At 73.6% G+C, this 26747-nt stretch carries 20 protein-coding genes; 7 read left to right on the top strand and 13 right to left on the bottom strand.

Going from position 1 to position 26747, the window contains the following annotated elements; genetic code table 11:
• Window positions 1-375: 375 nt before the first annotated feature.
• Window positions 376-1506, bottom strand: a complete 1131-nt coding sequence (locus FH969_RS05065; RefSeq protein ID WP_139986352.1) for an Mrp/NBP35 family ATP-binding protein — start codon at window positions 1504-1506, stop codon at window positions 376-378.
• Between the two features lie 118 nt (window positions 1507-1624).
• Between FH969_RS05065 and FH969_RS05060 the strand changes: the two genes are divergently transcribed.
• On the top strand, window positions 1625-3160 hold the full coding sequence (locus tag FH969_RS05060) for an NAD-dependent succinate-semialdehyde dehydrogenase (RefSeq protein WP_139986351.1): 1536 nt from the start codon (window positions 1625-1627) through the stop codon (window positions 3158-3160).
• Window positions 3161-3190: 30 nt separating this feature from the next.
• On the opposite strand, the gene FH969_RS05055 is transcribed toward FH969_RS05060, so the two are convergent.
• From FH969_RS05055 to FH969_RS05020, 8 genes are all read right to left on the bottom strand, one after another.
• Entirely contained in the window at window positions 3191-3874 is a 684-nt protein-coding gene (locus FH969_RS05055) for a response regulator transcription factor (protein WP_139986350.1), read from the bottom strand.
• A gap of 58 nt (window positions 3875-3932) precedes the next feature.
• Complete coding sequence (locus tag FH969_RS05050; protein WP_139986349.1) at window positions 3933-4625, bottom strand: response regulator; 693 nt, start codon at window positions 4623-4625, stop codon at window positions 3933-3935.
• Complete coding sequence (locus tag FH969_RS05045) at window positions 4622-5869, bottom strand: sensor histidine kinase (protein WP_139986348.1); 1248 nt, start codon at window positions 5867-5869, stop codon at window positions 4622-4624. Before FH969_RS05045 ends, FH969_RS05050 begins: the two co-directional genes overlap by 4 nt.
• A 91-nt stretch (window positions 5870-5960) precedes the next feature.
• Complete coding sequence (locus FH969_RS05040; RefSeq protein ID WP_108719338.1) at window positions 5961-6881, bottom strand: ABC transporter permease; 921 nt, start codon at window positions 6879-6881, stop codon at window positions 5961-5963.
• Entirely contained in the window at window positions 6878-7783 is a 906-nt protein-coding gene (locus FH969_RS05035) for an ABC transporter ATP-binding protein (RefSeq protein WP_139986347.1), read from the bottom strand. Before FH969_RS05035 ends, FH969_RS05040 begins: the two co-directional genes overlap by 4 nt.
• Before the next feature lie 91 nt (window positions 7784-7874).
• Window positions 7875-8576: a DUF1003 domain-containing protein gene (locus FH969_RS05030; protein WP_246071715.1), complete on the bottom strand. Its 702-nt coding sequence runs from the start codon at window positions 8574-8576 to the stop codon at window positions 7875-7877.
• Window positions 8566-9852 carry a magnesium transporter MgtE N-terminal domain-containing protein gene (locus FH969_RS05025; protein ID WP_108719340.1) on the bottom strand — a complete coding sequence of 429 codons (1287 nt, stop codon included), beginning with the start codon at window positions 9850-9852 and terminating at the stop codon, window positions 8566-8568. Before FH969_RS05025 ends, FH969_RS05030 begins: the two co-directional genes overlap by 11 nt.
• A 126-nt stretch (window positions 9853-9978) precedes the next feature.
• Window positions 9979-10182, bottom strand: a complete 204-nt coding sequence (locus FH969_RS05020) for a hypothetical protein (protein WP_108719341.1) — start codon at window positions 10180-10182, stop codon at window positions 9979-9981.
• A 106-nt stretch (window positions 10183-10288) separates the two neighbouring features.
• On the opposite strand from FH969_RS05020, the gene FH969_RS05015 reads away from it, so the two are divergent.
• Window positions 10289-11086, top strand: a complete 798-nt coding sequence (locus FH969_RS05015; protein ID WP_108720216.1) for a YflT domain-containing protein — start codon at window positions 10289-10291, stop codon at window positions 11084-11086.
• A gap of 1 nt (window position 11087) precedes the next feature.
• On the opposite strand, the gene FH969_RS05010 is transcribed toward FH969_RS05015, so the two are convergent.
• A complete protein-coding gene (locus FH969_RS05010) occupies window positions 11088-12554 on the bottom strand; it encodes a DUF2079 domain-containing protein (protein ID WP_159096546.1) in 1467 nt (488 codons plus the stop codon).
• Window positions 12551-14182, bottom strand: coding sequence for an aminopeptidase P family protein (locus FH969_RS05005; protein ID WP_108719343.1), 1632 nt, complete (start codon window positions 14180-14182; stop codon window positions 12551-12553). Before FH969_RS05005 ends, FH969_RS05010 begins: the two co-directional genes overlap by 4 nt.
• 275 nt (window positions 14183-14457) lie before the next feature.
• On the opposite strand from FH969_RS05005, the gene FH969_RS05000 reads away from it, so the two are divergent.
• The 4 genes from FH969_RS05000 to FH969_RS04980 all read left to right on the top strand — a co-directional run bounded on the left by FH969_RS05000 (window position 14458) and on the right by FH969_RS04980 (window position 23283).
• Entirely contained in the window at window positions 14458-15297 is an 840-nt protein-coding gene (locus FH969_RS05000) for a PHP domain-containing protein (protein ID WP_108719344.1), read from the top strand.
• Window positions 15294-15911, top strand: coding sequence for a MarC family protein (locus tag FH969_RS04995; RefSeq protein ID WP_108719345.1), 618 nt, complete (start codon window positions 15294-15296; stop codon window positions 15909-15911). The genes FH969_RS05000 and FH969_RS04995 overlap by 4 nt, the downstream gene beginning before the upstream one ends.
• Before the next feature lie 541 nt (window positions 15912-16452).
• Complete coding sequence (locus tag FH969_RS16020; protein WP_342776990.1) at window positions 16453-22539, top strand: rhamnogalacturonan lyase family protein; 6087 nt, start codon at window positions 16453-16455, stop codon at window positions 22537-22539.
• A 120-nt stretch (window positions 22540-22659) separates the two neighbouring features.
• Window positions 22660-23283, top strand: a complete 624-nt coding sequence (locus tag FH969_RS04980) for an L-threonylcarbamoyladenylate synthase (RefSeq protein ID WP_139986345.1) — start codon at window positions 22660-22662, stop codon at window positions 23281-23283.
• Between the two features lie 138 nt (window positions 23284-23421).
• Here FH969_RS04980 and FH969_RS04975 read toward each other — a convergent pair whose 3' ends face one another.
• Window positions 23422-25398 (bottom strand): DEAD/DEAH box helicase, encoded by a 1977-nt coding sequence (locus tag FH969_RS04975; RefSeq protein ID WP_139986344.1) that lies wholly within the window; start codon window positions 25396-25398, stop codon window positions 23422-23424.
• Between the two features lie 303 nt (window positions 25399-25701).
• On the opposite strand from FH969_RS04975, the gene FH969_RS04970 reads away from it, so the two are divergent.
• Entirely contained in the window at window positions 25702-26409 is a 708-nt protein-coding gene (locus FH969_RS04970) for a ferritin-like fold-containing protein (protein WP_139986343.1), read from the top strand.
• A 24-nt stretch (window positions 26410-26433) separates the two neighbouring features.
• On the opposite strand, the gene FH969_RS04965 is transcribed toward FH969_RS04970, so the two are convergent.
• The gene (locus FH969_RS04965) at window positions 26434-26655 is read right to left on the bottom strand and encodes a DUF3107 domain-containing protein (RefSeq protein ID WP_108719350.1); all 222 of its coding nucleotides are present in this window, start codon (window positions 26653-26655) and stop codon (window positions 26434-26436) included.
• Between the last annotated feature and the right edge of the window lie 92 nt (window positions 26656-26747).

Genomic DNA, 26747 nt, shown 5'->3' with positions numbered 1-26747 from the left:
GCTACCACCACCACCTCATCCACACCGGCGACTGGACCATCACCACCCCACGACCCGGCGCCACACCCACCATCACCCCCGGCCCGGAACTCACCCCGACCTACCACCGCTCCTGGGCGCCTCCTAGCCACTCCAACCGCTACCACCGCTGCTGAACCGCGCCGATGGCGGGCAGGGCCGCGGCGCTCGGCTGGACGAACACGAAAAGGCCGCCGCGCGAGGGGACGATGACCGGCGGCGAGCACGGCCGTCGCTCACCTGGTCGACCGCGGACGGGACGGTGCGGGCGCTCCGGCTGGCACGCCGTCGGGCTCCGGGTCGGGCGTCGGGTCGACGGCGCGCGCGTCCCGATCCGGCGGGATGGGGCAGGCTTTCTCAGACGACGCTGAGGCCGAGGCGACGCCCGGCGAGGCCGCGCGGCGTCGCGGCCAGCGAACGGGCGAGCTCGCGCAGCGCGGCCGCACCTTCGCCGTCGTCCGCGGGATCCTCGGCCCCGGCGGCCGGGTGGCCCGCGTCGCCGCCCTCGCGGACCGAGACGTCGAGGGGGATCTGGGCGAGCAGCGGTACCCGATAGCCGAGCGTCGTGGTGAGCGTGCCGGCGACGGCGGCCCCACCGCCTGAGCCGAAGAGCTCCAGCCGTGAGCCGTCGGGCTGGGTGAGCCAGGACATGTTCTCGACGACGCCGATGACGCGCTGGCGCGTCTGCTGCGCCATCGCGCCGGCGCGCGCGGCGACGTCGGAGGCGGCCTGCTGCGGCGTGGTCACCACGAGGAGGTCCGCGCCGGGGACGAGCTGCGCGACCGAGATGGCGATGTCGCCGGTCCCGGGGGGCAGGTCGAGCAGGAGCACGTCGAGGTCGCCCCAGAAGACGTCCGCGAGGAACTGCTGCAGCGCGCGGTGCAGCATCGGCCCACGCCAGACGATGGGCTGTCCCGGGGGCGCGAACATGCCGATCGAGATGACCTTCACCCCGTGCGAGACGGGCGGCAGGATCATGTCCTCGACCTTGGTCGGGGTGTGGGTGACGCCCAGCATGAGGGGCAGGGAGAAGCCGTAGATGTCGGCGTCGAGCACGCCGACGCGCAGCCCCTCGCGCGCCATCGCGACGGCGAGGTTCGCCGTCACCGTCGACTTGCCGACGCCGCCCTTGCCCGAGGACACGGCGATCACGCGGGTGAGGGAGTCCGGCTGCGCGAAGGGGATGACGGGCTCGGCGTCGGTGCCGCGCAGTGTGGTGCGCAGCGCCTTGCGCTCCTCGTCCGTCATGACGGTGAGGGTCACGGCGACGGTGCGCACGCCGTCGAGCGCCTCGACGGCGTCGGTGACGTTCGCGGTGATGGTGTCGCGGAGCGGACACCCCGCGGTGGTGAGGGCGACGGTGACGCGGACGTCGCCGTCGTCGACGGCGATGTCCTTGACCATGTCCAGCTCGGTGATCGGACGGCGGATCTCGGGGTCCAGGACGCCGTCGAGGGCGGACCGGACGGACTCGACGAGGACGCTCACTGCTCAAGTCTAGGCAGACGCCCGGACGGGGAGCCGGGACGTGCGGCTCCCTGTCTGCGCCTCGCGGGCATGCTGCTTAGGATCGGGGAACCGCCGACGACTGCGACGAGGGAGTCCCATGACCGACAACGGCACCAACGGCGACAACGGCGTGAACGGCGTGACGAGCCACATCGGCGAGGCCCGCGAGGACAGCGAGGCCAGAGTCCTGGCGAACGTGCCGGACGGCCTGTTCATCGGCGGGCAGTGGCGCGCCGCCGAGAACGGCGCCACGCTCGCGGTGCGAGACCCGGCCACCGGCGAGGTCGTCAAGGAGATTGCGGACGCCTCGGTCGCCGACGGCGGCGCCGCCCTCGACGCCGCGTGCGCCGCCGCGGCGGACTGGGCCGCCACCCCGGCCCGCGAGCGCGGGGAGCTGCTGCGCCGCGCGTTCGACCTCCTCACCGCGCGGGCCGACGACTTCGCGCTGCTCATGACGATCGAGATGGGCAAGCCGCTGGCCGAGGCCCGCGGCGAGGTGACCTACGGCGCCGAGTTCCTGCGCTGGTTCAGCGAGGAGGCGCCGCGCATCGCGGGCCGGTACGGCGCCAACCCCGAGGGCACCGGTCGCGTGGTCGTCACGCAGCACCCGGTCGGCCCGTGCTACCTCATCACGCCGTGGAACTTCCCGCTCGCGATGGCCACCCGCAAGATCGCCCCGGCGCTCGCGGCCGGCTGCACCGTGGTGGTCAAGCCGGCCGAGCTCACGCCGCTCACCACGCTCGCGTTCGTCGCGCTGCTGGAGGAGGCCGGGCTGCCGGCCGGCGTCGTCAACGTGCTCACGACGTCGACGTCGGGCGCGGTCTCCGAGCCGATCATCCGCGACCCGCGGCTGCGCAAGCTCTCGTTCACCGGCTCGACCCCGGTCGGGCAGGCGCTGCTGCGCCAGGCCGCCGACGGCGTGCTGCGCACCTCCATGGAGTTCGGCGGCAACGCGCCGTTCGTGGTGTTCGACGACGCGGACCTGGACAAGGCGGTCGCGGGCGCGATGGCGGCCAAGTTCCGCAACATCGGGCAGGCGTGCACCGCGGCCAACCGGTTCCTCGTGCACCGCAGCGTGGTGGCCGAGTTCACCGAGCGGGTGACGGCGAAGGTGCGGGAGCTCAGGGTGGGCCGCGGCACGCAGGACGGCGTCGCGATCGGTCCGCTCATCGACGACCGCGCCGTCGCCAAGGCCACGCAGCTCGTCGAGGACGCCGTCTCGCGCGGCGCGACGCTGCACACGGGCGGCAGCGCGATCGAGGGGCCGGGCACGTTCTTCGCCCCGACGGTCGTCGGGGACGTCCGCCCGGGCAGCGAGATCCTGCGCGAGGAGATCTTCGGACCGGTGCTCGCCGTCGTGCCCTTCGACACCGAGGACGAGGCGGTCCGGCTCGCGAACGACACCGAGTACGGCCTGGTCTCCTACGTCTACACCGAGAGCCTGGCGCGCGGGCAGCGCATGATCGAGCGGCTCGAGACCGGGATGATGGGCCTCAACGTGGGAGTCGTGTCGAACGCGGCCGCGCCGTTCGGCGGCTGGAAGTTCTCCGGACTCGGGCGCGAGGGCGGTGCCGAGGGCATCCACGAGTACCTGCAGACCAAGTACACGCTCACCGCGAACCCGTTCGCGTAGGGGCGTTCGGGGCGTTCGGGGCAGGCGGGCTCAGCGCGCCTCGGCCTGTGGCCGGATGCGGGCCCGGTCCCGGGCGAACCCGTGGTCGATGCCCCACAGGATCGCCTGGCTCCGTGTGGTCACGCCCATCGTGCGGTAGGCCGTGCGGATGTAGGACTTCACCGAGTTGATCGACAGGTACGTCCGGGCCGCGATCTCGTTGTTCGACAGGCCCTCGGTGACGAGGACGACGATCTCGGCCTCACGGGCCGTGAGGCCCTCGCGGCGCCCGGGCCAGTCCCCGGTGCGCGGCTCCGCCGCCGGGTCGCCGCTGGGCTCGAGCATCGGCAGGCCCGCGTGCACGCGCTCGAGGGCCTCGACGAGCTCGAGGGCGTCGAGGTTCTTGGCGAGCGTCGCGTCGAAGCCGCGGGCGCGCGCCTTGGCGACGAGCGCCGGGTCCGTGCCCCACGTGTAGAGCACCGTGCGGCGGACCTTGGGGTCGTGCGTGACGTCCTCGACGCCGTTGCCGGTCACGGGCTCCTCGAGGTTGGGCATGGAGAACGTGTCGTACAGCGCGATGTCGACGTCCTGCGAGACGCCGACGTTCGCGTCGAGCTCGGCGATGGTGACCCGGTCGGCGTACGGCTGCAGCATCGCCGCGACGCCCCGGACCACCAGCTCGAAGTCGTTCACGACTGCGACGGTGATCGGGCCGGGCGATGCTGCTGAGCTCATAGACCCACGGTACTTGGCCCGGGCGCCCCGATCGGCGCGATCACGCCGCACAGGGGCGTCAGAGCAGGCCGAGCTCCTGCGCGCGGGTGACCGCGCGCGTGCGGTCGGAGACCTCGAGCTTCGCGAACACGCGCAGCAGGTGCGACTTCACGGTGGCCTCGCCGATGTGCAGCGCGCGCCCGACCGCCGGGTTGGACCGGCCCTGCGCCACGAGCGCCAGCACCTCCAGCTCCCGGGGCGTGAGCCCGACGGCGAGCCCGCCCCGGTCCTCCGGCCCGCCTCGCCCGGTGGTGCTTTCACCCGCGCTCGAGCGCGCGGTCCGCACCTGCGCCACGAGCGTCGCGGCGACCGACGGCGAGAGGGCGGCGCTGCCCGCGGCCACGGCCCGCAGCCCGGCCAGGATCTCCTCCGGCGGCGCCGCCTTGAGCAGGTAGCCGCTGGCGCCGGCCTCGATGGCGGCGAGGATCTGCTCGTCCGACTCGTACGTCGTGAGCACGAGCACCCGCGGCGGCGGGCCGGCCGAGGTGTCGGCGAGGATCCGGCGCGTGGCGGCCACGCCGTCGAGCACGGGCATGCGCAGGTCCATGAGCACGACGTCGGGGCGCGTCTGCGCCGCGAGGGTCACGGCGCTGGCGCCGTCGCCGGCCTCGCCCACGACGTCGATGCCCGGCTCGGTGCGCAGCAGCCCGACGATGCCCGACCGCACCACCGGGTGGTCGTCGACGACGAGCACCCGCAGCGCCGCCGTCACCGGACGGCCTCGGCGCGTGGTTCGACCGGCGGCGCAGCCACGCCAGGAGCCTCGGCCGGCGCCACGACGGCGTGCGGCAGCGACACCCGTACGCGCGTCCCCTCCCGCGGGCTCACCCCGTCGCCCGCGCCGATCTCGAGCGTCCCGCCGGCGAGCGCGAGCCGCTGCCGCATGCCGGGCAGGCCGCGGCCCTCGCCCGGCGCGCAGCTCGACGGCACGGCGCCGTCGGGGCCCAGCCCCACGCCGTCGTCGGTCACGGTCAGCACCGTCGCGGCCGGGGTGTCGGTGAGGCGCACGAGGACGTGGCTCGCGCGCGCGTGCTTGCGGACGTTCGCGAGCGACTCCTGGGCGCACCGCAGCAGCACGACCTCCTGCTCGCGGGACAGCGAGCGGTCAGCGCGCTCGTCGGTCAGCGTCACGCGCACGCCCGTCTCGCGCTCGAAGCCCTCGGCCAGCCGCGCGAGCGACTCGGTCAGCGCGCCGCCGCGGGAGTACCCGGCGACGAGCGCGCGCGCCTCGCCGAGCGCATCCGTGGCGAGCTCGGCGATGACGGCGAGGTTCTCGGCGCCGCGTGCGGCGTCCGGGGCCTCCCCGCCGGCCTCGCGCAGCGCCGCCTCGCGCTGCGCCCGCTGGGCCACCATGACCAGGCCGGTGAGGCTCTGCGCGATCGTGTCGTGGATCTCGCGGGAGACCCGCTCGCGCTCGGCGTCCTGACCCGCCTGGCGCTCCAGCGCCGCGACGGAGTCCTGCGTGGCGCGCAGCTCCGCGATGAGCGCGTCCCGCTCGGCGCCGTAGGTCGCCATCCGGGTGATCCACAGCCCGACCATGACGCTCATCGCGCACGACAGCAGCGCCGTGAGCAGGCCGTCCGTCCAGTCCCCGGTCCATCCTGTGCCCACGAGCACGGCCAGCGCCATCGCGGCGTTCCAGCCCAGCGCGACCCGCACGGTCGGCGAGACCATCCAGATCACGGGGTAGGCGACCATCTGCACCATCGCCGCGATCGGGGCGCCCGCGCACGCGACGCCCACGCACGCCACCACGATCGCGGCGTAGCCGTAGGCCAGCGCCGTGCCCTCGGCGCGGACTGCGCGTCGGCCGAGGAGCACGTGCGCGACGGCGAGCGCGGCGAGCGCGGTCACGGTCACCCAGGGCGTGGGCTCGGTGGTGGCGACGGCGAGCGCCGCGACCAGGACGGCCGCGGCGACCACGCCGGCGTCCCACCAGCGCGAGATGAGGAGCACGGGCCCATTGTGCGGCGCGACGGTCGCCGACGGCAGTGTCGTTCCCGACTCTGCCGCCGGCGCCGGGCGCCGCGAGCGGGGGATCATCGCCTCACGCGTCGCGTCGGTTCCACCGGAACGTCAGGCGCGAGGCGACGAACCCGACGATCAGCCACGCCGCGAGCACGAGCGCGCCCTGGCCGAGGTTCCACGAGTCGCCGAGCTCGAGGGAGGCGAAGTCGTCCGGCAGGAAGACCGAGCGCATCCCGCGGGCCAGCCACGCCAGCGGGAACAGGTTCGCGAGGTGCTGAACCGACTCGGGCAGCTGGAACGAGGCCACGTAGACGCCCGAGATGAACTGCAGCGCGAGGACCACGGGGATCACCACGGCGCCCGCGGAGCGCCCAGAGCGGGGCACGGACGAGAGCGCGACGCCGAGCAGCGCACTGCCGGTCAGCCCGAGCACGAACACCCACGCGAACGTGAGCCAGCTGCCGGCGTCGGTGGGCAGGCTCGCGCCGAACGCGAGCACGCCGACCGAGATCGTCAGCGCCGCCTGGAGCACACCGGTCACGAAGACCTGGCCGAGCTTGCCGAGGAAGTAGGTGACCGGGCTCATCGGGGTGCCGCCGAGCCGCTTGAGGCGGCCGTTGTACTTCTCCTGCGCGATGTCGATCGCGAGGTTCTGCACCCCGGACAGCAGCAGCCCGGCCGCGACCATGCCCGCGAGGTAGTACGTGGACATCGAGACCGTGTCGGTGCCGTTCGCGGGGTCGCCCGTCAGGCCGGCGGGGGAGAGGTCGCCGGAGAAGATCGAGGAGAACAGCGCGAGCATGAGCACCGGGAAGAGGAACGTGAAGAAGACGGTGTCGCCCTGGCGGAAGTAGCCGCGCACCTCGTAGCCGATGCGGCTCGGCGCCAGGCGGATCGCGGTGGCGAGGGAGCCGGGACGCCCGCCCGGGTGCGCGGTGCGTCCGCGCGAGGGTGCCGTGCCGGTGTTGGTGCTAGTCGTGGTGCCGGTGCTCGCGCTCATGCTGCCTGCTCCTTCGTGGCGGTGGTGTGCTCGCGGACGAGGTCGAGGTAGAGCTCCTCGAGCGTCGGCCGGCGGATCTCGAGGTCGCGCGGCTCGCCGAGCCGCGTCCGCAGCTCGGCGACGAGCGCCGCGGGAGTCTCGGTGCGCTGGGAGCGGTGCTCGCCGTCGTCCCCGCGCCAGCTGACGACGGGCACACGGGCGGCCTCGCCGCCGATCTCGTCGACGCGGCCAAGCGCCCGCATCTTCCCGCCGATGATGACGCCGACGCGGTCGGCCAGCACGGCCGCCTCGTCGAGGTAGTGGGTGGTGAGCAGGATGGTGGTGCCGTCGGAGGACAGCGACCGGATGAGGTCCCAGAACTCCCGGCGCGCCTCGGGGTCGAAGCCGGTGGTCGGCTCGTCGAGGAACAGCAGGCGCGGGCGGCCGATGATCCCGAGCGCGACGTCCACGCGGCGGCGCTGCCCGCCCGAGAGCGTGCGGATGCGCGTGCCCGCCTTGGCGGTGAGCCCGACGGCGGAGATCACCTCGTCGACGTCGCGTGCGTTCGGGTAGTAGCGCGCCTGCTGGGCGAGCTGCTCGCGCACGGTGTAGGAGCCGTAGACCTCACCCTCCGGCAGCTCCTGCAGCACCATGCCGAGGTCGGCGCGCCAGCCCCGGCCGGCCTGACCGGGGTCCTCGCCGAGGACCGAGACGGTGCCCGACGTGCGGCGGCGGAAGCCCTCGAGGATCTCCACGGTGGTGGACTTGCCCGCACCGTTCGGGCCGAGCAGGGCGAACGTCTCACCGGCGGCCACGGTGAAGTCGAGGCCGTCGACGGCGCGGAAGGCGCCGTAGTGCTTGTGCAGCCCGGCGACGACGACGGCGGGCGGTGTCGGGCTCGGGTGGCGTGGTGTGCTGGTCATGGGCCCAGCGTGCTCGCCCCGTGTCGGCGGGGGCAGCCACCGATCGGTGGACACCGGTGGAGACCGGTGGAGACCGGTGGGGTGGGGTGGCTCAGGGCGCGGGGTCGGGCGCGGGTGCGTCGGCGGCGTCGGTCGCCGGCTCGACGGGCGCCACGACCGGCGCCGCCGTCGGGCGCGGCTTGCGCTTCTTCTTGCGCCGAGGGTCGGGCTCGCGCGGCGCCTCGGGCTCCGCCGGCTCCTCGCCGCGCAGCGCCGCCCGGATGTCCGCGCGCACCTCGGTGCGGATCTCCTCCCGCACCTCGGTGCGGATCTCCTCGCGCACCTCCTCCAGCAGGTCGCGCAGCTCGCCGCGCAGGTAGTCGCGGGTCGCGACGTCCTGCAGCGCGAGGCGCAGCGCGGCCATCTCGCGGGCGAGGAACTCGGTGTCGGCGAGGTTGCGCTCGGTGCGCTGGCGGTCCTGCTCGGCGGCCACGCGGTCGCGGTCGGTCTGGCGGTTCTGCGCGAGCAGGATCAGCGGTGCCGCGTAGGACGCCTGCAGCGAGAGCATGAGCGTGAGCGCGGTGAAGCCGTTGGAGGCGGAGTCGAACCGCATGAGCTCGGGACCGAGGGTGTTCCACAGGATCCACACGATGCAGAACATCGTGAGCCAGATGATGAAGCTCGGCGTGCCGAGGAAGCGCGCGATGCTCTCCGACACCCGGCCCATCGAGTCCCCGTCGGAGGACCGGAACGAGCGCAGGATCGAGCCGCGCCGGTCCAGCGGGGTGTCGAGGCGTTCGCGCTCACCGGCCACGGGTGACCCCCGGGGTCAGCGACGCGTCGGTCACCTCGTCGTCCGCGTCGCGCCAGTCGTCCGGCAGCAGGCGGTCGAGCACGTCGTCCGCCGACACGGCGCCGAGCAGGCGGCGCTCGCCGTCGAGCACGGGCAGTGCCGTCATGTTGTACGTCGCCATGAGGCGGGTCACCTTGCCGAGCGGATCGGTGGGCAGCACCCACTCGACGTCGGAGTCCAGCAGCGTCCCGACGGCGTCGTGCGGCGGTTCGCGCAGCATCGCTTGGAGGTGCACGACGCCGAGGAACCGCCCCGTGGGCGTCTCGAGCGGCGGCCGCGCGACGAAGACGAGCGTCGCGAGCGCGGGTGCGAGGTCCCGACGGCGCACGTGCGCGAGCGCGGAGGCGATCGTCGCCTCCGGGCCGAGGATGACGGGCTCGGTCGTCATGAGGCCACCCGCGGTGTGCTCGCCGTAGGCGAGCAGCCGGCGCACGTCGTCGGCCTCCTCGGGCTCCATGAGCTCCAGCAGCTCGCGCGCGGTGTCCTCGGGCAGCTCGCCCACGAGGTCGGCGGCGTCGTCGGGCTGCATGGCGTCGAGCACGCGCGCCGCGCGGTCGGACTCCAGCGCGGTGAGGATCTCCACCGAGTCCTCCTCGGAGAGCTCCTCGAGCACGTCCGCGAGGCGTTCGTCGTCGAGCTCGGAGGCGACCTCGACCCGGCGCGTGCCAGGGAGGTCGTGCAGCACCTCGGCTACGTCGGCGGCCTTGAGGCCGTCGAGCGTCGCGATGAGCGACGCCGCGCCCTGGTTCTCCTGCGTGCCCTGCAGGCCGAGCACCGAGTCGGCCTCGACGACGAGCGTCTCGCCCCGGCGGAACAGCCCGCGCGAGGCGGTGCGGCGCACGAACAGCTTCGTTGCGTCCCAGTCGCGACCGCGGCGCAGCTCGAAACCGATGTCTTCCAGGCGCGCCTGCCCGCCGCCGTCCTTCTCGGCGAGCGTGATGGTGCGGTCGAGCAGCTCCGCGACGACTTGGCGCTCGTTCCCGCGCTGCTCGAAGCGGCGCATGTTGAGCAGGCCGGTGGTGATGACCGCGCCGGGGTCCATCGACGTGACCCGGGAGAGCGGGACGAACACCCGGCGCCGGCCGGCGACCTCGACGACGAGCCCGACCGCCCGCAGCGCACCGTTGGTGCGCTCCACCACGACGACGTCATGGACCTTGCCCACCCGGTCGCGGTTGGGGTCGAAGACCGCCGTGCCCGCCAGGCGGGCCGCGAAGACGCGGGAGGGAGTGCTCACGGGGCCAGCCTAGGTGCCGGTGCGCGCCCGGCAGGCCCGTGCGTCACGCGGTCGACGGCGCCGGGGTGATCCCCGGTCGTCCCAGGTGCGGTGGAGCGGCTTCCGGCGCGCCATCGACCGACGAGGTCAGCGGCCGAGAATGTGCCGACGGCTTCGCTCGCGAGCCTCGTCGCCGGTGATCTCACCGCTCGCCTGCTGCGCCAGCAGCTCTCTCAGCACCGGGTCGGTGACCTCGTGGCCCGCGGCGCCCAGCGCGGCGTCCGCGAACGCCAGCCGGTCGGCAGCCTCGGCCTCGGTGTGCCGCGTCGTTCTCGTGTCCGTGGTGGCCATCGCAAGCCCCTCTCGTCGACCCTGCGATCCTACTCGGGCACTCCCGAACGGCCGGGATCGGCTGTGGATCCGCCGTGCGGCGGTGTTTCGGGGGACAATGGGCGCCATGACGATGAACGACTCCCGTGCCCTGCGCGTCCCGACCCCGCCGCAGGGTGTCGAGATCGCCTCGTTCGCCACCTACCTCGAGGCCCAGAAGGCGGTGGACGTGCTTGCCGACGGTGCGTTCACGGTCCAGGCCGTCACGATCGTCGGGTCCGACCTGCAGATGGTCGAGCGCGTGACCGGACGCCTCACGTACTCGCGCGTCGCGCTCGCCGGGGCCGCGTCCGGCCTCTGGTTCGGCCTCTTCGTGGGACTAATGTTCAGCCTCTTCGGCGGCAGCAACCTCCTCGGCACGATCCTCACCTGCGTCCTCATCGGCGGCGCGTTCGGGATGCTGCTCGGCGTGGTGTCGTACGCGTTCACCGGCGGGCGGCGGGACTTCGCGTCCTCGTCACAGGTGGTGGCCGGCCGGTACGCGGTGCTGTGCCTGCCCGACCTCGCCGGGGACGCCCGCAACCGGCTGCGCCAGGCAGGCATCTCGACGTCGGACGGCGCCCGGCCCGCCGTGGTCGCGCCGGTCGGGCCCACCGGTCCTGTCGGGGCGACCGCCTACCCGCCCGCCGCGCAGCGGCCGACGCAGGTGTCCCAGCCCGAGTTCGGGTCGATGGGCGCCCCGTCGGCGCCGACCGGTCCGGCCGCGCCGAGCGCGCCCGTCGTGCCGCCCGCGGCCGCGACCGAGCCGCCGCGCTACGGCCAGCGCATCGAGGACGCGGCGCCGACAGAGAGCTTGCCTCAGCAGGCGCCCGGGCAGACGCCGGAGCAGACCTCGGACCAGCCCGAGCCGCGCCCCGAGCGCTGACCTATCCGACCGGCCGGGCGACCCCGACCGGGAAGGTGTCCCAGACCGTCTCCCACGTCGTGCCGGGGAACAGCTGCCCGGCATACGCGGCGACGTCGTCCGGCGGGGGGTGCAGCACCCCGCTGGACCGGTCGATGACCACGACGTCCGGCACGGGGTTGGTGTTGCCGATCCAGTACACCTCGGCGCGCGGCGCGAGGTAGGCCATGAGGGTGATGTCCATGTCGACGGCTTCGCCGTCGGCCACCTGGTTTTCGGCCTCGCGCAGCGTGGCAGCGCGCGCGTTCGGCGCCCAGGTGTCGGACTGCGTCAGCGTCCACAGCGCGAACCGGGGCTGCAGCAGGAGCGTGAGCGCGAGCGTGCCGGCGCCGAGGGCCGGCACGAGCCAGCGCCGTCGGACGCCCCGGGAGCCGTCGCGCGTGAGCAGCCCCAGCGCGTCCACGAGCGCGAGGTAGAGGATCGGCGCGAGCACCGCGCCGTAGTGGAAGTGCATGCCCCAGTGGTAGGCGACGTCGGAGGACACCCGCCACGCCAGCGTCGGGAGCGCGACGAGCGCGAGCGGCGAGCGCACGCACACGACGCCGGTCACGAGGAGCGCCAGCAGCACCGTCCCGGCCTTGACGCCGAAGCCCGTGCCCAGGCGGGTGAGGGCCGCCCCGGGGTCGGACAGCGCGAGCGAGAGGATCGAGTCGTCGGCGTAGTCCCACACGCCGTCGGGGTTGAGCGCCGGCAGCACCCACTGCGTGATGACCACGAACGCGAGCACGCCGAACGCCGCCGTCGCGAGACCCGCCCGGCGCTCGCGCGAGGACGCCGCGCGGATCGCCACCACCACGCCCACCGCGGCGACCGTCAGCCCGAGGTCCTCCTTCACGAGGACGAGCGGGAGGGCCCAGGCGCACGCCGCGACGCCGCGCCGGTCGACGAGCATCGCCATGGCCATCGCGAGGAGCGGCATCGCCAGCGCGACCTCGTGGAACTGGGCGGCGTGCGCCTCGACCACGAAGTGGCTCAGGCCGCACGCGAGCCCGATCGCGACGCCCCACCACCCCACGTGCTTCACGGCGGCCCACGTGACGATCCCAGCGGTGAGGCCGAACAGCACCGCCTGTGCCGCGAGCAGGGTGAACCCCGAGGGGTGCAGCGCGTAGAACGGCGCGAGCACCACGAGCAGGGGGTGGAAGTGGTCGCCGAGGATCATGAAGTCCTCGCCCTTGATGGTGACCACGGGCGAGCGCAGCTCCGAGTAGGCGCGCAGCACCTGGGTGAAGATCCCCAGGTCCCAGCTCGGGACGCGGTACAGGGCCCACTGCCGTGCGGAGAACAGCCACAGCACGCCCGTCACGACGGCGCCCGCACCCGCCCCGGCGACCCACGCCCGACGGCGAGCCGACGTCGCCACGGCGGGCTCGCCGTCGGGCGTGGTCACCGCACGGGACGCCGCGCCCGGCGCCTCGCCGAGGCTCACGCGGGTGGGAGGAGACGCGCGAGCCAGGCCTCGACGTCGTCCGCCGTGCGCGGCAGCGCCGCCGAGAGGTTCTCCCAGCCGTCCGCCGTCACGAGGACGTCGTCCTCGATGCGCACGCCGATGCCGCGGTACTCCGGCGGCACGGCGAGGTCGTCGGCCTTGAAGTACAGGCCGGGCTCGATCGTGAAGACCATGCCCGGCTCGAGCACGGCGTCGAGGTACATCTCGGCGCGCGCCTGCGCGCAGTCGTGCACGTCGAGGCCGAGGTGGTGGCTCGTGCCGTGCGGCATCCACCGGCGGTGCTGCTGACCCGCGGGCGTGAGGGACTCCTCGGCGCTGACGGGCAGGAGGCCCCACTCCTCGAGCCGGTGCGCGAGCACCCGCATGGCCGCGGCGTGCACGTCGCGGAAGTGCGCGCCGGGGCGCACGACGGCGAACGCCGCGTCCGCCGCCTCGCGCACCGCCTCGTAGACCCGCCGCTGCACCTCGGTGAACGTGCCGTCCACCGGGATCGTGCGCGTGACGTCGGCCGTGTAGAGGGAGTCGACCTCGACGCCCGCGTCCAGCAGCAGCAGCTCGCCCTCGCGCAGCGCGCCCGTGTTGCGGATCCAGTGCAGGGTCGTGGCGTGGTCGCCGCCGGCCGCGATCGTGTCGTACCCGACGGCGTTGCCCTCCTCGCGCGCCTTCGCCGCGAAGATCCCCTCCACGACGCGCTCGCCGCGGTGGTGCCCGACGGCGCGCGGCAGCTCGGCCACGACCTTCTCGAAGCCCTCGACGGTGGCGGCCACGGCCGCGCGGAGCTCGTCGATCTCCCACTCGTCCTTGACGAGGCGGAGCTCGGAGACGGCGGTCGCGAGCTCGTCGTCGTGCTCGCGGTCCTCCTCGTAGCGCCCGTGCTCGGCGAGCACCACGTCGACGAGGCTCGCGACGGCGTCGTCCGCCCCACGCAGGACGCGCACCGTGATCTCGGGGTTGCCCGCGTCCTTGGCGAGCGCGTCGCGCAGGTCGTCGATGTGGGCCGCGCGCAGCCCGGTGAGCGCCTCGGCCTCGTCCAGCGTCCACCGCCGGCCGACCCAGAACTCCCCGTAGCGGGCGTCGCCGTAGAACTCCTCGCTGTCGCGGCCGGCCATCGGGCGGGTGTAGAGGACGGCTTCGTGGGTGGGCGCGGCGTGGGAGTCGGTGGGCGTCGCGTCGGTCGCGTCGTCTGCCGTCTCGTCGGACTCGTCTGACTCGGCGGGGATCAGCGCGTGGAGCACGAGCACGGCGTCGGGCTCGAGGTCGGTGCCGAGCCCGGTGAGGTGCGCGAACGCCGCGTGCGGGCGGAACGCGTAGTCGGTGTCGTTGGAGCGGACCTTGAGCGGGCCGGCGGGGACGACGAGGGTGCTGCCGGCGAGCTCGGCACCGAGGCGCGCGCGTCGGTCGGCGGCGTGGTCGGCCGCGGGGTGGCGTTCGGGCAACGTCGCCTCGCGCGGTGCCCACGACTCGCGCATGAACGCGCGGAAGGCGTCCGAGCTGGGTCGGTGCGAGCGGTTGCTGCCGCGATCGGCGACCGGCTGGTCGGAGGTGAAGTCCTCGGGCTGGGGCTGCGCGTGGTGGCTCGCGGACGCCCCCGGGTGCTCCTGCGTCATGCCCTCCATGGTCCCACTCCGACGGGCCACCACCACGCGCAACGAGAACGGCCTGTGGCGGCGAGAACGGTCTTCAGGGAAAGACCCCGACCGTCCCGTCGCAGCGAGAACGGCCTGTGGCGACGAGAACGGCCCGCAGCGGGCCGTTCTCGTCGCCACAGGCCGTTCTGGACGTTGCTGGGAGGGAAGGGGGCACGCCGGGGGCGCCCGAGCACCCGGAGGAGGCGAGATCCGCGGAGCGGGGCGCCGCGGGGCGGCCGGTAGCCTAGACCCTCGTGCGTCTGGACCTGCACACCCACTCCACCTGCTCCGACGGGACGCTGAGCCCGGCGGCGCTCGTGCGCGCCGCGAGCGAGGCCGGGCTGGACGGCGTCGCCCTCACCGATCACGACACCACCGCGGGGTGGGCCGAGGCGACCGAGGCGGCGCTCGCCGTCGGGATCGCGCTCGTGCGCGGTGCCGAGGTGTCCTGCCAGGACGGCGCGCTCGGCGTGCACCTGCTGTCGTACCTGCACGACCCCGAGGACGCGCCGCTGCGCGACAGCATGGCGGCGGCGCGCACGTCGCGGGAGCACCGCGCGCGCCGGATGACCGAGCTGATCGGTCGGGACTACCCGCTGACCTGGGCGGACGTCGTCGCGCACACCCCGCCCGGCGCGACCGTCGGACGGCCCCACATCGCCGACGCACTGGTCGCCAACGGCGTCGCCACCCACCGTGACGCGCTGTTCGCGACGATCCTCGCGAACGACGGCCCGTACGACATCCCCTACCAGGCTCCGACGTCGCTCGAGGCGGTGCGCCTCGTGCTGGCAGCGGGCGGCGTGCCCGTGCTCGCGCATCCCGCCGCGGGCAGGCGCGGCGCGACGCTCACGGGGGAGGAGATCGCCGGGCTCGCGGACGCGGGCCTGGTGGGCCTCGAGGTCGACCACCGCGACCACACGCCGCAGCAGCGCCGTCGGATGCGCGCCGTGGCCCGCAGCCTCGGCCTGCTCGTGACGGGCGCGAGCGACTTCCACGGCACCGGCAAGAAGAACGAGCTGGGGGAGAACCTCACTACGCCCGAGGTGCTCGCGCAGATCGAGGCGCTGGGCCGGACGGCGGTGGTGCGATGAGTCCCGAGCTGGTCACCCTCGGCGTGACGACCTTCCTCACGCTGGTCGTCATCATGGATCCCCCCGGCACGGTTCCGGTGTTCCTGGCGCTCACCTCCTCCATGCAGCGCGCCCAGCGCATCTCCGCGGCACGCCAGGCGGTGCTCGTCGCCCTCGGCGTCATCATCGCGTTCACGCTGTTCGGGCGTCTCATCTTCGACTTCCTGCACGTCTCGGTGCCCGCCTTCCAGGCGTCGGGCGGGCTGCTCCTCCTGCTCGTCGCGCTCGACCTGCTCACCGGCAAGGCGGAGGACCCCTCGCCGTCGGCGACGGGGGTGAACGTGGCGCTCGTGCCGCTCGGGACTCCGCTGCTCGCGGGCCCCGGCGCGATCGTCGCGTCGATGCTCGCGGTGGAGAACTCCGACCGCAGCCCGGCCGCGTGGGCCGTCATCATGGTCGCGATCCTGCTCGTGCACGCGTGTCTCTACCTCGCGATGCGGTTCGCCGGGATCATCCACCGGATCCTCAAGGACGGCGGCGTGACCGTGGTGACCCGCCTGGCCGGCATGCTCCTCGCGGCGATCGCGGTGCAGCTCATCGCCGACGCCGTCATCGCGTTCGCCCGGACCGTCTGACCTCGGTTCGGCGCGGGGTCGCGGGTCGCGTGCGCTTCCGCGGACGCTTCCCGAGCGCCGCCCTCCGGCTCTGCGAGCGTGCGTGCGGACGGTGGCCGTACGAGGCGCGGGCGGAGTGCGGACGTTTCCGGAGTGCTGCGCTCCGAAAGCGTCCGCGTAGCATCGAGCGGGCCCCCGTCCGCCGGCGACCAACAATGGCGGCGGTTTCGGAGCGTATGGCTCCGAAACCGCCGCCATTGTTGGCTGCACGGGCGGTCGGCGCCCGCCCGCGGCCCGTCCGCACCTGCCCCCCGCGCCCGCGCCTGCCCGCCCCACGCCCGCCCGCACGCCTGCCCGCCCGCACGCCTGCCCGCCCGGACCCGCCCGCGCCTGCCCGCCCCACGCCCGCCCGCCGCTACCGGCCCCAAACCGTGAGCATCGACTTTTGTCTACGTTGCGCTCCCCGTGGCAGACCGCTTAGATAGAGCCCGACTCCCATAAATCGATTCAACGGCGTCTGGGGAGTCAGTAGATCGTTTCAATGCCGAAGCGAAGGATGAGGATGACCAGTCGACACCCCCGACGGCCGCGGCTCGCGCTGCTCGTCGCCCCCCTGGCGGCCTGCGCCGTCGCACTACCCGCACTCCCGGCCGTCGCCGACGCGCCGGCGCCCTGGTCGTACGACTTCGGGACCGCCACGAGCCCGGTGGCGGCGGGCTCGACCCGTGTCTCCGAGTCCACGGCGTACACCGCCGCCGCGGGCTTCGGCATCGCGGCGGGCTCGAGCCCGGTCTCGCGCGACCGCGGCGCGGCGGTGGGCGACGACGTCGCGCGCGACTTCCTGCTCGCGACCTCGTGGACCTTCCTCGTCGACCTGCCCAACGGCACGTACGACGTCACGGCCACGTCCGGCGACCCCACCGGATCGGGCACCACGAAGACCACGATCACCCTCGAGGGCGCGGCGGCGGGGACGCTGTCGGCCAAGGCTGCGGTCGCGACCGGGACGTACCGCACGACGGTGGCCGACGGCCAGCTCACGGTGGACCTCTCCGGCGCCGGCGCGGGCGCCTACCTCAACGGCCTCCAGGTCGTCGCGGTGTCCACGCCGACGCCCGAGCCGACGACGAGCCCGACGGCCACCCCCACCACCGAGCCGACGGCGCAGCCCACGGGCACGCCGACCGACCCGGGCTACGGCAGCCTGCCCGCTCCGACCTCGCTGCGCACCGCGTACGTCACCGACGGCAGCATCACGCTGCGCTGGAACGAGATCGCCGGCGCGACGGGCTACGTCCTCAGCCGCAGCGACGACGTCGCCGGCCCGTACACCGAGGTGGCCTCGGTCGGTGACCAGGTCTGGGCCACCGACGCCGTCGCGACCGACGTCGTGCACTACTACCGCGTCCAGGCCAAGGGCGCGGACGGCCTGTCCGCACCGTCGGCTGCCGCCGTGGCGACGCTCGCCGGCGCGGACGTGCCCGACGTCGAGCTTCCGGACTCGGGCATCCTCAGCTTCGACCTGGGCAGCGGTGCGACGGCGCCCGGCAGCATCCGCCTGGACGCCACCTCCGCGTACAGCGCCGAGCAGCGCTACGGGTTCGTCGACGTCGCCCAGGTGAGCGCGACCGACCGCGGCACCGACGACGCCGTGCGCAGCGACTTCGTCACGGTCGGCGACACCGAGCTCGTGGTCGACCTGCCCAACGGCGACTACACGGTCGACCTCGTCGCCGGCGACGCCGCCGACGTCACGAACATCGCGATCACGGCCGAGCAGATGGCCAAGGTGCAGGCGACGGCGAAGAACGCCGGCGAGTACCTGGCGATGTCGTTCGACATCGCGATCGTCGACGGCCAGCTCAACCTCGAGCTCTCCGGCACCGCGCCGAAGCTCAACCAGCTCGTGGTGCGCCAGCAGAGCGCGCGCACGGCCGGTGCCGAGCCCACCGTGTGGATCACGGGTGACTCCACGGTCCAGTCCTACACGGCCGACTACGCGCCGCAGGCCGGCTGGGGCCAGATGATCGACCGGTTCCTCGACGACGGCGTGACCGTGGAGAACAAGGCGATCGGCGGGCGCTCCTCGAAGAACTTCATCAGCCAGGGCCGCCTGGACGAGGTGCTCCGGCAGATCAAGCCGGGGGACTACCTCTTCGTCCAGTTCGGCCACAACGACAACTCCCGTGGCGTGGACGACCGCTGGGCCGCCCCGGCGGACTACGCCAACTACCTGCGCACGTTCGTGGACGGCGCGCGCCAGCGCGGCGCCGTGCCGATCGTCGTGACGCCGGTCTCGCGCCGCGACTTCAACGCGACGACGGGCAAGGCGAACGTGTCCTTCCCCGCCTACGTCGACGCCGCGACGGCGCTCGCGCAGGAGACGGACACCCCGCTGGTGGACCTGTCCGCCACCAGCCGGGCCTACCTCGACGAGATCGGCCCGGAGCGCGCGAAGTCGGTGTTCCTGCACGTGCCGGCCGGGGTCTACCCGGGCCGGCCGACCGGGACCACGGACGACACGCACTTCCAGGAGTACGGCGCTATCCAGATGGCCCGGCTCGTGGCCGGTGACGTCGCCGAGCTCGACATCCCGCTCGCCGACCACGTCGTGGCGGCCGAGGCGCCCAGCGAGGCCCCCCTGGCTCCGGCCGGCGTGCTCGTCGGAGCCGTCTCGGACTCCAGCGCCCAGCTGACGTGGACGGCATCGCCCGGCACCGACGTCTACTCGGTGTACGTGCGGGAGGCCGGCGCCGGTGACGACGCCTACCGCCTCGCCACCACTTCCACGCTGCCGCAGGCGCTCGTCGCGGGCCTGACCCGCGGCACGTCCTACGAGCTCGTCGTGGTCGCGACGAACGGCGCGGGCGACTCCCCGCGCTCGGGCGTCGTGGCCGTGACGACGAAGGCGCCGATCCGCTCCTTCGACTTCCAGCTCGCCGGCAACGTCGTGCAGCCGGGCTACCTCGAGGTCAACCAGAACACCCTCTACAGCGCGTCGACCGGCTACGGCTGGACGGCGCTGCCCGGACCGGGTGGACGTGACCGGGGCGTGGCCTTCACGCCGGTGCCCACGGCGCTCGAGCGCGACTTCCTGCTCCCGGGCACGGGCAACACGTTCGTCGTCGACCTGCCGGTGGGCACGTACTCCGTGACCGCCTACTCGGGCGACATGATCGGCACCGCACAGCTCGGCGCCGTCATCGAGGGTGTCGACTACGGCACCGGCCGCACGGGCCGCAACGCGGTGACGACCAAGCTGATGCAGCCGGTCGCCGTCACCGACGGCCAGCTCACGCTGGTCGCCACCGGCTGGCTCAACGGCCTGGAGATCACGCCGCTGCAGTACGCGCCGACCGCGCTCGTGCTCGACGGCGTGCACGTGGACGGCACGCAGGTGGCCGTCGACCTGTCCTGGCAGGGCGCGGAGGGTGCGGCGAGCTACCGGGTGCTGCGGCAGTCGGTCGGCGCGACGGCGCCGGTCACGGTGGGGGAGACGACCGAGGCGTCGTTCACCGACACCTCGGCCGACGTCGGCCTCGAGTGCACCTACTCGGTGGTCGCGCTCGACGCCGCGGGCAACGCCTCGCTCGCGACGAACACCCTCGCCGTGACCACGGTGGACCCGAGCATCCCGACCGCGGCCACGCCGTCGGGCCTGGCGGTGACGAAGGAGGAGAAGAACCTCGTCTCCCTCGCGTGGCAGCCGGTGGACGGCGCGCTGTTCTACCAGGTCTACCGCGCCGAGTCCGCCGACGGCGAGCTCGAGCTGGTCGGCCGCGCGAGCGCCACGTCCTTCGACGACACCGACGTGCTCACCACCATCCCGTACTACTACGCGGTGGCGGCGGTGAACGCCGGCGGCGTCTCCGAGCGGTCGGCGACGGTCGCCTCGGCCGGCACGACGACGCTCGTGCGCCAGGCGGAGAACCTCGACCGGGCGCCGGTCGCGGTGGCCACGGACGACGGCGTGTACGTGGGCTGGCGCCTGCTCGGCCTCGACCCGGCCGACCTCGGCTTCTACGTCTACCGCGACGGTGTGCGCGTGACGAAGGACCCGGTCACCGACACCACGAACGTCCTGGACCCGGCCGGCACGGTGGACTCCACCTACCGGATCGCGTCCGTCACGGGCGGCGTGCAGACGTGGGTGACCGAGTCGTTCGGCGTCTGGGACTCCCAGACCCTCGACGTGGCGCTGGACAAGCCCGCGGACGCCTACACCAAGGACGGTCAGCCCTACACCTACCGGGCCAACGACACCTCGATCGGTGACGTCGACGGCGACGGTGCGTACGAGCTCATCGTCAAGTGGGACCCGTCCAACTCCAAGGACAACTCCCAGGCCGGCTACACCGGCACGGTGTACGTGGACGCGTACGAGCTCGACGGCACCCGGCTGTGGCGGATCGACCTCGGGGCGAACATCCGGGCCGGCGCGCACTACACGCAGTTCCAGGTGTACGACTACGACGGTGACGGTCGGGCCGAGGTGGCTATGAAGACCGCCGACGGCACGGTCGACGGCCAGGGCACGGTCATCGGGGATGCGCGGGCGGACTACCGCAACTCCTCCGGCTACGTCCTCACCGGCCCGGAGTACCTCACGATCTTCGACGGGGCCACGGGTGCGGCGATCGACACGGTCGACTACGTGCCCGCCCGCGGGGACGTCGGCTCCTGGGGTGACACCTACGGCAACCGCGTGGACCGCTTCCTCGCCGGGACGGCCTACCTCGACGGCGAGCACCCGTCGCTGGTGATGGCCCGCGGGTACTACACCCGGATGGTCGTGGCGACGTGGGACTTCGACGGCTCGCAGCTCGTGCAGCGGTGGGTCTTCGACACCAACGAGGCCGGCTCGCAGTACGAGCACCAGGGCAACCACCAGATCTCCGTCGCGGACGTGGACGGGGACCAGAAGGACGAGATCGTCTACGGCTCGCTCACGGTGGACGACGACGGCGAGGTGCTGTACAGCACAGGCCTCGGCCACGGTGACGCGCTCACGGTGACCGACCTGGACCCCTCGCGCGAGGGTCTGGAGGTCTTCGCGGTGCACGAGGGCCCGAGCGGCAACGGCGGGATCATCTCCTCCTTCCGCGACGCCGCCACGGGCGAGATCCTGTGGTCCGTCTCCGGGACGAAGGACACCGGCCGCGGCACCGCCGCGGACATCGACCCGCGCTACGAGGGCGCCGAGGCGTGGAACATCGCCGACGGCGGGGCGTGGAACGACGTCGCCGGGTTCCTGCACGCGGCCGACGGCGAGCTGATCTCGAACGAGATCCCGGCCGCCAACTTCACCACCTGGTGGGACGGCGACCTGCTGCGCGAGGTCACCGACCACGACTGGGACGAGGCGACCCGCACGGGCGTCCCGACCATCTCCAAGTGGGACTACGAGAACGAGCAGTCGGTGGAGATCTACCGCGCCGAGGGCACGCTCACGAGCAACGACACCAAGGGCAACCCGGCCCTCCAGGCGGACCTGTTCGGGGACTGGCGCGAGGAGATCGTCACGCGCACGGACGACTCGACGGCGCTGCGGATCGCGACGACGGTGGACCTCACGTCCCACCGCCTGCGCACCCTGCAGTCCGACCCGGTCTACCGGCTCTCGGTGGCGTGGCAGAACACCGCCTACAACCAGCCGCCGCAGACGTCCTACTTCCTGGGTGAGGGCATGGCGACTCCGCCGACGCCGTCGATCGCGTACGTCGGCGACGGCGCAGGCACCCCTTCGCCGGTCACGTCACCGACCGTGGTCATCACCTCGGGCGGGGGCACGGCCACGACGGCGGACACCGTCACCGTGACCGGCACCGCGCAGCCGGGTGACACCGGCTGGAAGGAGGACAAGGCGCTCGTCTACGCCGAGCTGCAGAACGCCGCCGGCAAGAAGGTGCTCGGCCAGTCCGTGCCGGTGACCGACGGTGCGTGGACCACCACGTTCACGCTCTCGTCGCTGCCGGTCGGGGAGTACCGGATCAAGGTGTCGGCCAGCTCCAAGGGCATGGGCAACGGCTCGGACACGGAGGCGCTCACGGTTACCGCACCGCGCGTCCCCGGCCCGGCGACGGCCGCTCCCGCCCGCGGGGTGCTCAGCAGCGACAACTGGGACGGCGACGGCGACTTCGCCCTCACCATGACCATGTGGTGGGGTCAGAACGCCTGGTCCGTGGACCTCTTCCAGGACGGCGTGCTCGTGGCGAGCAAGGACCTCACGGACGCCACGCCGTCGGCCCAGCAGGCGACGTTCCCGATCGCGGGGCTGCGCAACGGCACCTACGTGTTCACCGCGGTGCTGTCCAACCAGCACGGTCAGACCACGACGGCGCCGCTCACGGTCCAGGTGACCACCGCCAACCCGGGCGCACCGGTGCTCAGCAGCGACAACTGGGACGGCGACGGCTCCTACACCGTCACGACCTCGATGTGGTGGGGCACCAACGCGACGTCCTACCGGCTGTACGAGAACGGTGTCCTGGTGGACACCCGGGCGCTCGTCCCCAACGGCCGCAACGCCCAGATCGTGCACAGCACGCTGACGGGCCGCGCACCGGGGACGTACACCTACACGGCGGTGCTCGCCAACGCGGCGGGTGAGACCACGAGTCAGCCGCTGCAGGTGCGCGTCACACGCTGACACGCTCCGCACCGAGCACGACCGCACGACGTCAGCAGCCCCCGCCCAGGTCCGGGCGGGGGCTGCTGTGTCGTGGCGGCGTCGTGGTGCAGTGCGTGGCGCACTGCCTAGGCTGGGGCGATGGCACGGTTCCTCGAGGTCCACCCCGTCAACCCGCAGCCGCGCGCGATCGCGCAGACCGTCGCCGCCCTCCGCGACGACGACGCCCTCATCGCCTATCCGACCGACTCCTGCTACGCGCTCGGCGCGCGCCTGGACTCGGTGCACGGGCCCGAGCGCATCCGCGAGATCCGGCACCTCGACGCGAAGCACGACTTCACGCTCGTGTGCTCGGACTTCCACCAGCTCGGGGCGCTCGTGCACCTGGACAACTCGGCGTTCCGCGCGATCAAGGCGGCCACGCCGGGCGCGTACACCTTCATCCTGCCCGCGACGAAGGAGGTGCCACGGCGCCTGCACCACCCGAAGAAGAAGACGGTGGGCGTGCGCATCCCCGACAACGCGGTCGTGCGCGCGCTGCTGCGCGAGCTCGGCGAGCCGCTGCTGTCCTCCACCCTCATCCTCCCCGGGCACGAGGAGCCGCTCACCGACGGGTGGCAGATCAACGAGGAACTCGGGCACGTGGTCGACATCGTGCTGGACTCGGGCGAGTGCGGCACCCAGCCGACCACGGTGGTCGACCTCTCCAGCGGCGCGCCCGAGGTCGTGCGCGTGGGCGCGGGGGACCCGACGCCGTTCGAGTGAGCCGCGCGGTGATCGGCCGCTGAGACGGACGGCTGCACGAACGAACGGCTGCACGAACGAACGGGGGACCGCCGCGTGGTGCGGCGGTCCCCCGTTCGTGCTGGCCGTGTGGCGGCTCGGGCGCTGAGGCGGCCCGGGCTAGTCGGCCGGCGTCGCGACCGGCTCGCTCGTGCTCGCGGCGGCGTCGCCACCCTGACCCGAGCCCCCGCGTCGGCGACGACGACGGCGCGGCGCGCGCTCGCCGTCGGGCGCCGGACCGGAGCGGTCCGGGAGCTGGATGCTCACGCCGCCGACCTCGACGCCGCTGCTCGTGCCGGCGGACTCGGTCGACGGGCTCGGCGCGGCGGAGCCGTTCGACGCGGACGCCTGCGCGCCCTCGGCGCCACCGCCACCGCCGCGGCGACGACGGCGGGGCCGACGCTCGCCGCCCGACTCGCCGTCGGACTCACCCTCGGCGCGAGCCGGGCGCTCGGCTCGGTCACTGCGGTCACTGCGCTCGGACCGCTCGGCGCGGCCGCCGCCTGAGCGGCGCTCGCCGTCGCGACCCGCACCACCGGTGCGACCGCCGCGGGAGCCGTGCTCGCCGTCGTGCGCCCCACCGCGACCGCCGCGCTTGCCGGTCTCGCCGAGGTCCTCGAGCTGCTCGGCCTCGAGGCCGGCGCGCGTGCGCTCGGAGCGCGGCAGGCGGCCCTTCGTCCCCTCGGGGATGTCGAGGTCGGCGTAGAGCTGCGGGGAGGAGGAGTAGGTCTCGGGCGGGTTGGGCGTGTCCAGGCCGAGGTCTCGGTCGATGAGCGCCCACTTCGGCACGTCGTCCCAGTCCACGAAGGTCACGGCCGTGCCGGTGTTGCCCGCGCGGCCGGTGCGGCCGACGCGGTGCAGGTAGATCTTGGCGTCCTCGGGGCACTGGTAGTTCACGACGTGCGTGACGTCGTCGACGTCGATGCCGCGCGCGGCGACGTCGGTCGCCACGAGGACGTCGACCTTGCCGTGGCGGAACGCGCGCAGCGCCTGCTCGCGCGCACCCTGGCCGAGGTCGCCGTGGATCGCCGCGGCGGCGAACCCGCGCTCGGTGAGCTCGTCGGCCACCTTCGCCGCGGTCCGCTTGGTGCGCGTGAAGACGATGGTGAGCCCGCGCCCGCGCGCCTGCAGGATGCGGCTCAGCATCTCGACCTTGTCGAGCGCGTGCGCACGGTAGACGAACTGCGTGATCGCCTTGAGCGTGACGCCGTCGTCGTCGGGGTCGTGCGCGCGGATGTGGGTGGGGTGGCTCATGTAGCGCCGCGCGAGCGCGACCACGGCGCCCGGCATCGTGGCCGAGAACAGCATCGTGTGGCGGTTCGGCGACGTGGCCGCCATGAGCGTCTCGACGTCGGGCAGGAAGCCGAGGTCGAGCATCTCGTCGGCCTCGTCGAGCACCGCGGTGCGCACCTGCGACAGGTCGAGGTGACGCTGCTTGAGCAGGTCGATCATGCGACCCGGCGTGCCGACCACGACCTCGACGCCCTTGGTGAGCTGGTCGATCTGCGGCTCGTAGGCCCGCCCGCCGTAGACCTGCACGATGCGCACGGACCGACGGCGCGCGGCCGTCGCGAGGTCACCCGCGACCTGAACGGCGAGCTCGCGCGTGGGGACGATGACCACGGCCTGCGGCTTGCCGGGTGCGGCGAGCTCGTCCCAGCCAGGCTCGCCGGGGGCGACGACGTCCATGAGCAGCGGGACGCCGAAGCCGAGGGTCTTGCCCGTCCCGGTCTTCGCCTGGCCGATGATGTCGTGCCGCTGCAGCGCGACCGGGAGCGTCAGGGCCTGGATCGGGAAGGGGTGCAGGATCCCGACGTCGGCGAGCGAGCCGACGATCGCCTCGCTGACGCCGAAGTCGGCGAAGGTCTGCTGAGTCTCGGTGTGCGGGTCGCCGACGGGAGCGTCGATGGTCTCCTCGCTGAGGGCCTCGAGGACCTCAGCGGCCTCCTCGTCGACGACCTCGGAGGCGGCCTGCGTGGGATGGGTCCGAGTGGCCGTCTCCGTCGTCTCGATGTCGGTCGTCTCGGCCTCGGTGTTCTCGGTCTCGTCGAGGTTCTCGGGCGCCACGGCGTCCTCGGGCGTGTCGATCTGCGTCATAGGTGTTGTCAACTCTGCTTCGCGCGTTCGGGACGGCGGTCTGCGCGGCCTCGGGCCGGCGCGACCAGCGCACCACGGTGGAGGTAGCCGATCGCGAAGAAGCGTGCCGGTGCGGCGGGTAACGAGGCGACCGGGCAACCTGTGTCCCGGCCAGTCTAGACGCCGGGCCGCGACGGCGGACAGGGCAGCGCCCGGACGGCTCGCGTGACCTGGCCCACGGCCGCGCGGCGACGGGGCTCGGCATCGGTCCGGCAGCCGGCGTGCGGACGGCGACGACGGGTCGGCGCACTAGGATCGCGACTCATGACGGCCGTCCCCCCAGCGTCCTTGGTGCCCGCGGCGCCCACGGTCGGAGCGGACGGCGTCGTCGACGCCCTCGCCCTCCTCGCGGCGGGTGAGCTCGCCTCCTTCGCGCGGCTCGCCACCGACGCGGCGCACGCCCCCGAGCTGCGCACCCGCATCGTGCTGTCCCGCATGGCCGCGGGCGACCTCGCGCCCCTGGACCGCATCGAGCAGGCGCTCGCGGGTCTCGGGACGCCGGCTGAGGAGGTGGACGACCGGATCTGGCAGTTCCGCGAGCTGCTCGCCGAGTACGACACCCGGACCACCCCCCGGGACTGGTGGGAGCGGCTCGTGCGGACGTACGTGGGCTACGGCGTCGTCGTCGACGTGCAGCGCCTCGTGGCCGACGGGCTCGACGGCGAGGCGGCCGAGCTGGCCTCGGAGTCGCTCGCGGACAACGGGCTCGCGGACTTCGTCGTGGCGACCCTCGGCCCCGTCATTCAGGCCGAGCCGCAGCTCGGCGCCCGGCTCGCGCTGTGGGGGCGCCGCGTGGTGGGCGAGGCGCTGGGAATCGCCTCCCGGCTCATCACGACCCGGCCGAGCCTCGCGGCCGTCGCCGGGATCGCCGAGTCGGGTGCAGGGCTCTCGCCCGAGCAGCACGCCGCGTTCATGTCGCGCCTCACGGCGGGGCACGCCCGCCGGATGAAGCGGCTCGAGCTCACCGCCTGAGCCGCCGGCGGCTCAGGCGGGCCGTCAGACGGTGCCGAAGCCGACCCGGCGCTGCTCCTCGGCGCCGATCTCCACGTAGCCGATCGCCTCGGAGGGCACGATCACGCGGCGGCCGCGGGCGTCCACGAGGTCCAGCACCGAGCCGGACAGCGCCTTCTCGACGGCGGCGGCGACCTCGTCGCCCGTGAGGTTGGTCTCGAAGGTCAGCTCGCGCGCGACCTGCCGGATCCCGATCGTGATCTCCATGTCGGTCATCGTAGGCACCGGCGCGCACCGCCCCCGGCGCCCGGGCGCCGTGTTCGCCAGCGGCGCACGAGCGCGCCGAGATGTCGGTGGGC

This window comes from Miniimonas arenae, from assembly GCF_006351005.1.
In the GTDB taxonomy this organism is placed as follows: Bacteria; Actinomycetota; Actinomycetes; order Actinomycetales; family Beutenbergiaceae; genus Miniimonas; species Miniimonas arenae.
The sequence above is the reverse complement of the archived record's forward strand: the minus strand, read 5'-3'. Positions and strand labels throughout refer to the sequence as shown.

What these genes read in the sequence shown, in the direction of transcription:
- FH969_RS05015 (WP_108720216.1), top strand. Translation starts at nt 10,289, where the DNA reads ATGACGATGAACGACTCCCGTGCCCTGCGCGTCCCGACCCCGCCGCAG.
- FH969_RS05020 (WP_108719341.1), bottom strand. Translation starts at nt 10,182, where the DNA reads ATGGCCACCACGGACACGAGAACGACGCGGCACACCGAGGCCGAGGCT.
- FH969_RS16020 (WP_342776990.1), top strand. Translation starts at nt 16,453, where the DNA reads ATGACCAGTCGACACCCCCGACGGCCGCGGCTCGCGCTGCTCGTCGCC.
- FH969_RS05055 (WP_139986350.1), bottom strand. Translation starts at nt 3,874, where the DNA reads ATGAGCTCAGCAGCATCGCCCGGCCCGATCACCGTCGCAGTCGTGAAC.
- FH969_RS04980 (WP_139986345.1), top strand. Translation starts at nt 22,660, where the DNA reads ATGGCACGGTTCCTCGAGGTCCACCCCGTCAACCCGCAGCCGCGCGCG.
- FH969_RS05035 (WP_139986347.1), bottom strand. Translation starts at nt 7,783, where the DNA reads ATGACCAGCACACCACGCCACCCGAGCCCGACACCGCCCGCCGTCGTC.
- FH969_RS04975 (WP_139986344.1), bottom strand. Translation starts at nt 25,398, where the DNA reads ATGACGCAGATCGACACGCCCGAGGACGCCGTGGCGCCCGAGAACCTC.
- FH969_RS04995 (WP_108719345.1), top strand. Translation starts at nt 15,294, where the DNA reads ATGAGTCCCGAGCTGGTCACCCTCGGCGTGACGACCTTCCTCACGCTG.
- FH969_RS05005 (WP_108719343.1), bottom strand. Translation starts at nt 14,182, where the DNA reads ATGACGCAGGAGCACCCGGGGGCGTCCGCGAGCCACCACGCGCAGCCC.
- FH969_RS04970 (WP_139986343.1), top strand. Translation starts at nt 25,702, where the DNA reads ATGACGGCCGTCCCCCCAGCGTCCTTGGTGCCCGCGGCGCCCACGGTC.
- FH969_RS05060 (WP_139986351.1), top strand. Translation starts at nt 1,625, where the DNA reads ATGACCGACAACGGCACCAACGGCGACAACGGCGTGAACGGCGTGACG.
- FH969_RS04965 (WP_108719350.1), bottom strand. Translation starts at nt 26,655, where the DNA reads ATGGAGATCACGATCGGGATCCGGCAGGTCGCGCGCGAGCTGACCTTC.
- FH969_RS05040 (WP_108719338.1), bottom strand. Translation starts at nt 6,881, where the DNA reads ATGAGCGCGAGCACCGGCACCACGACTAGCACCAACACCGGCACGGCA.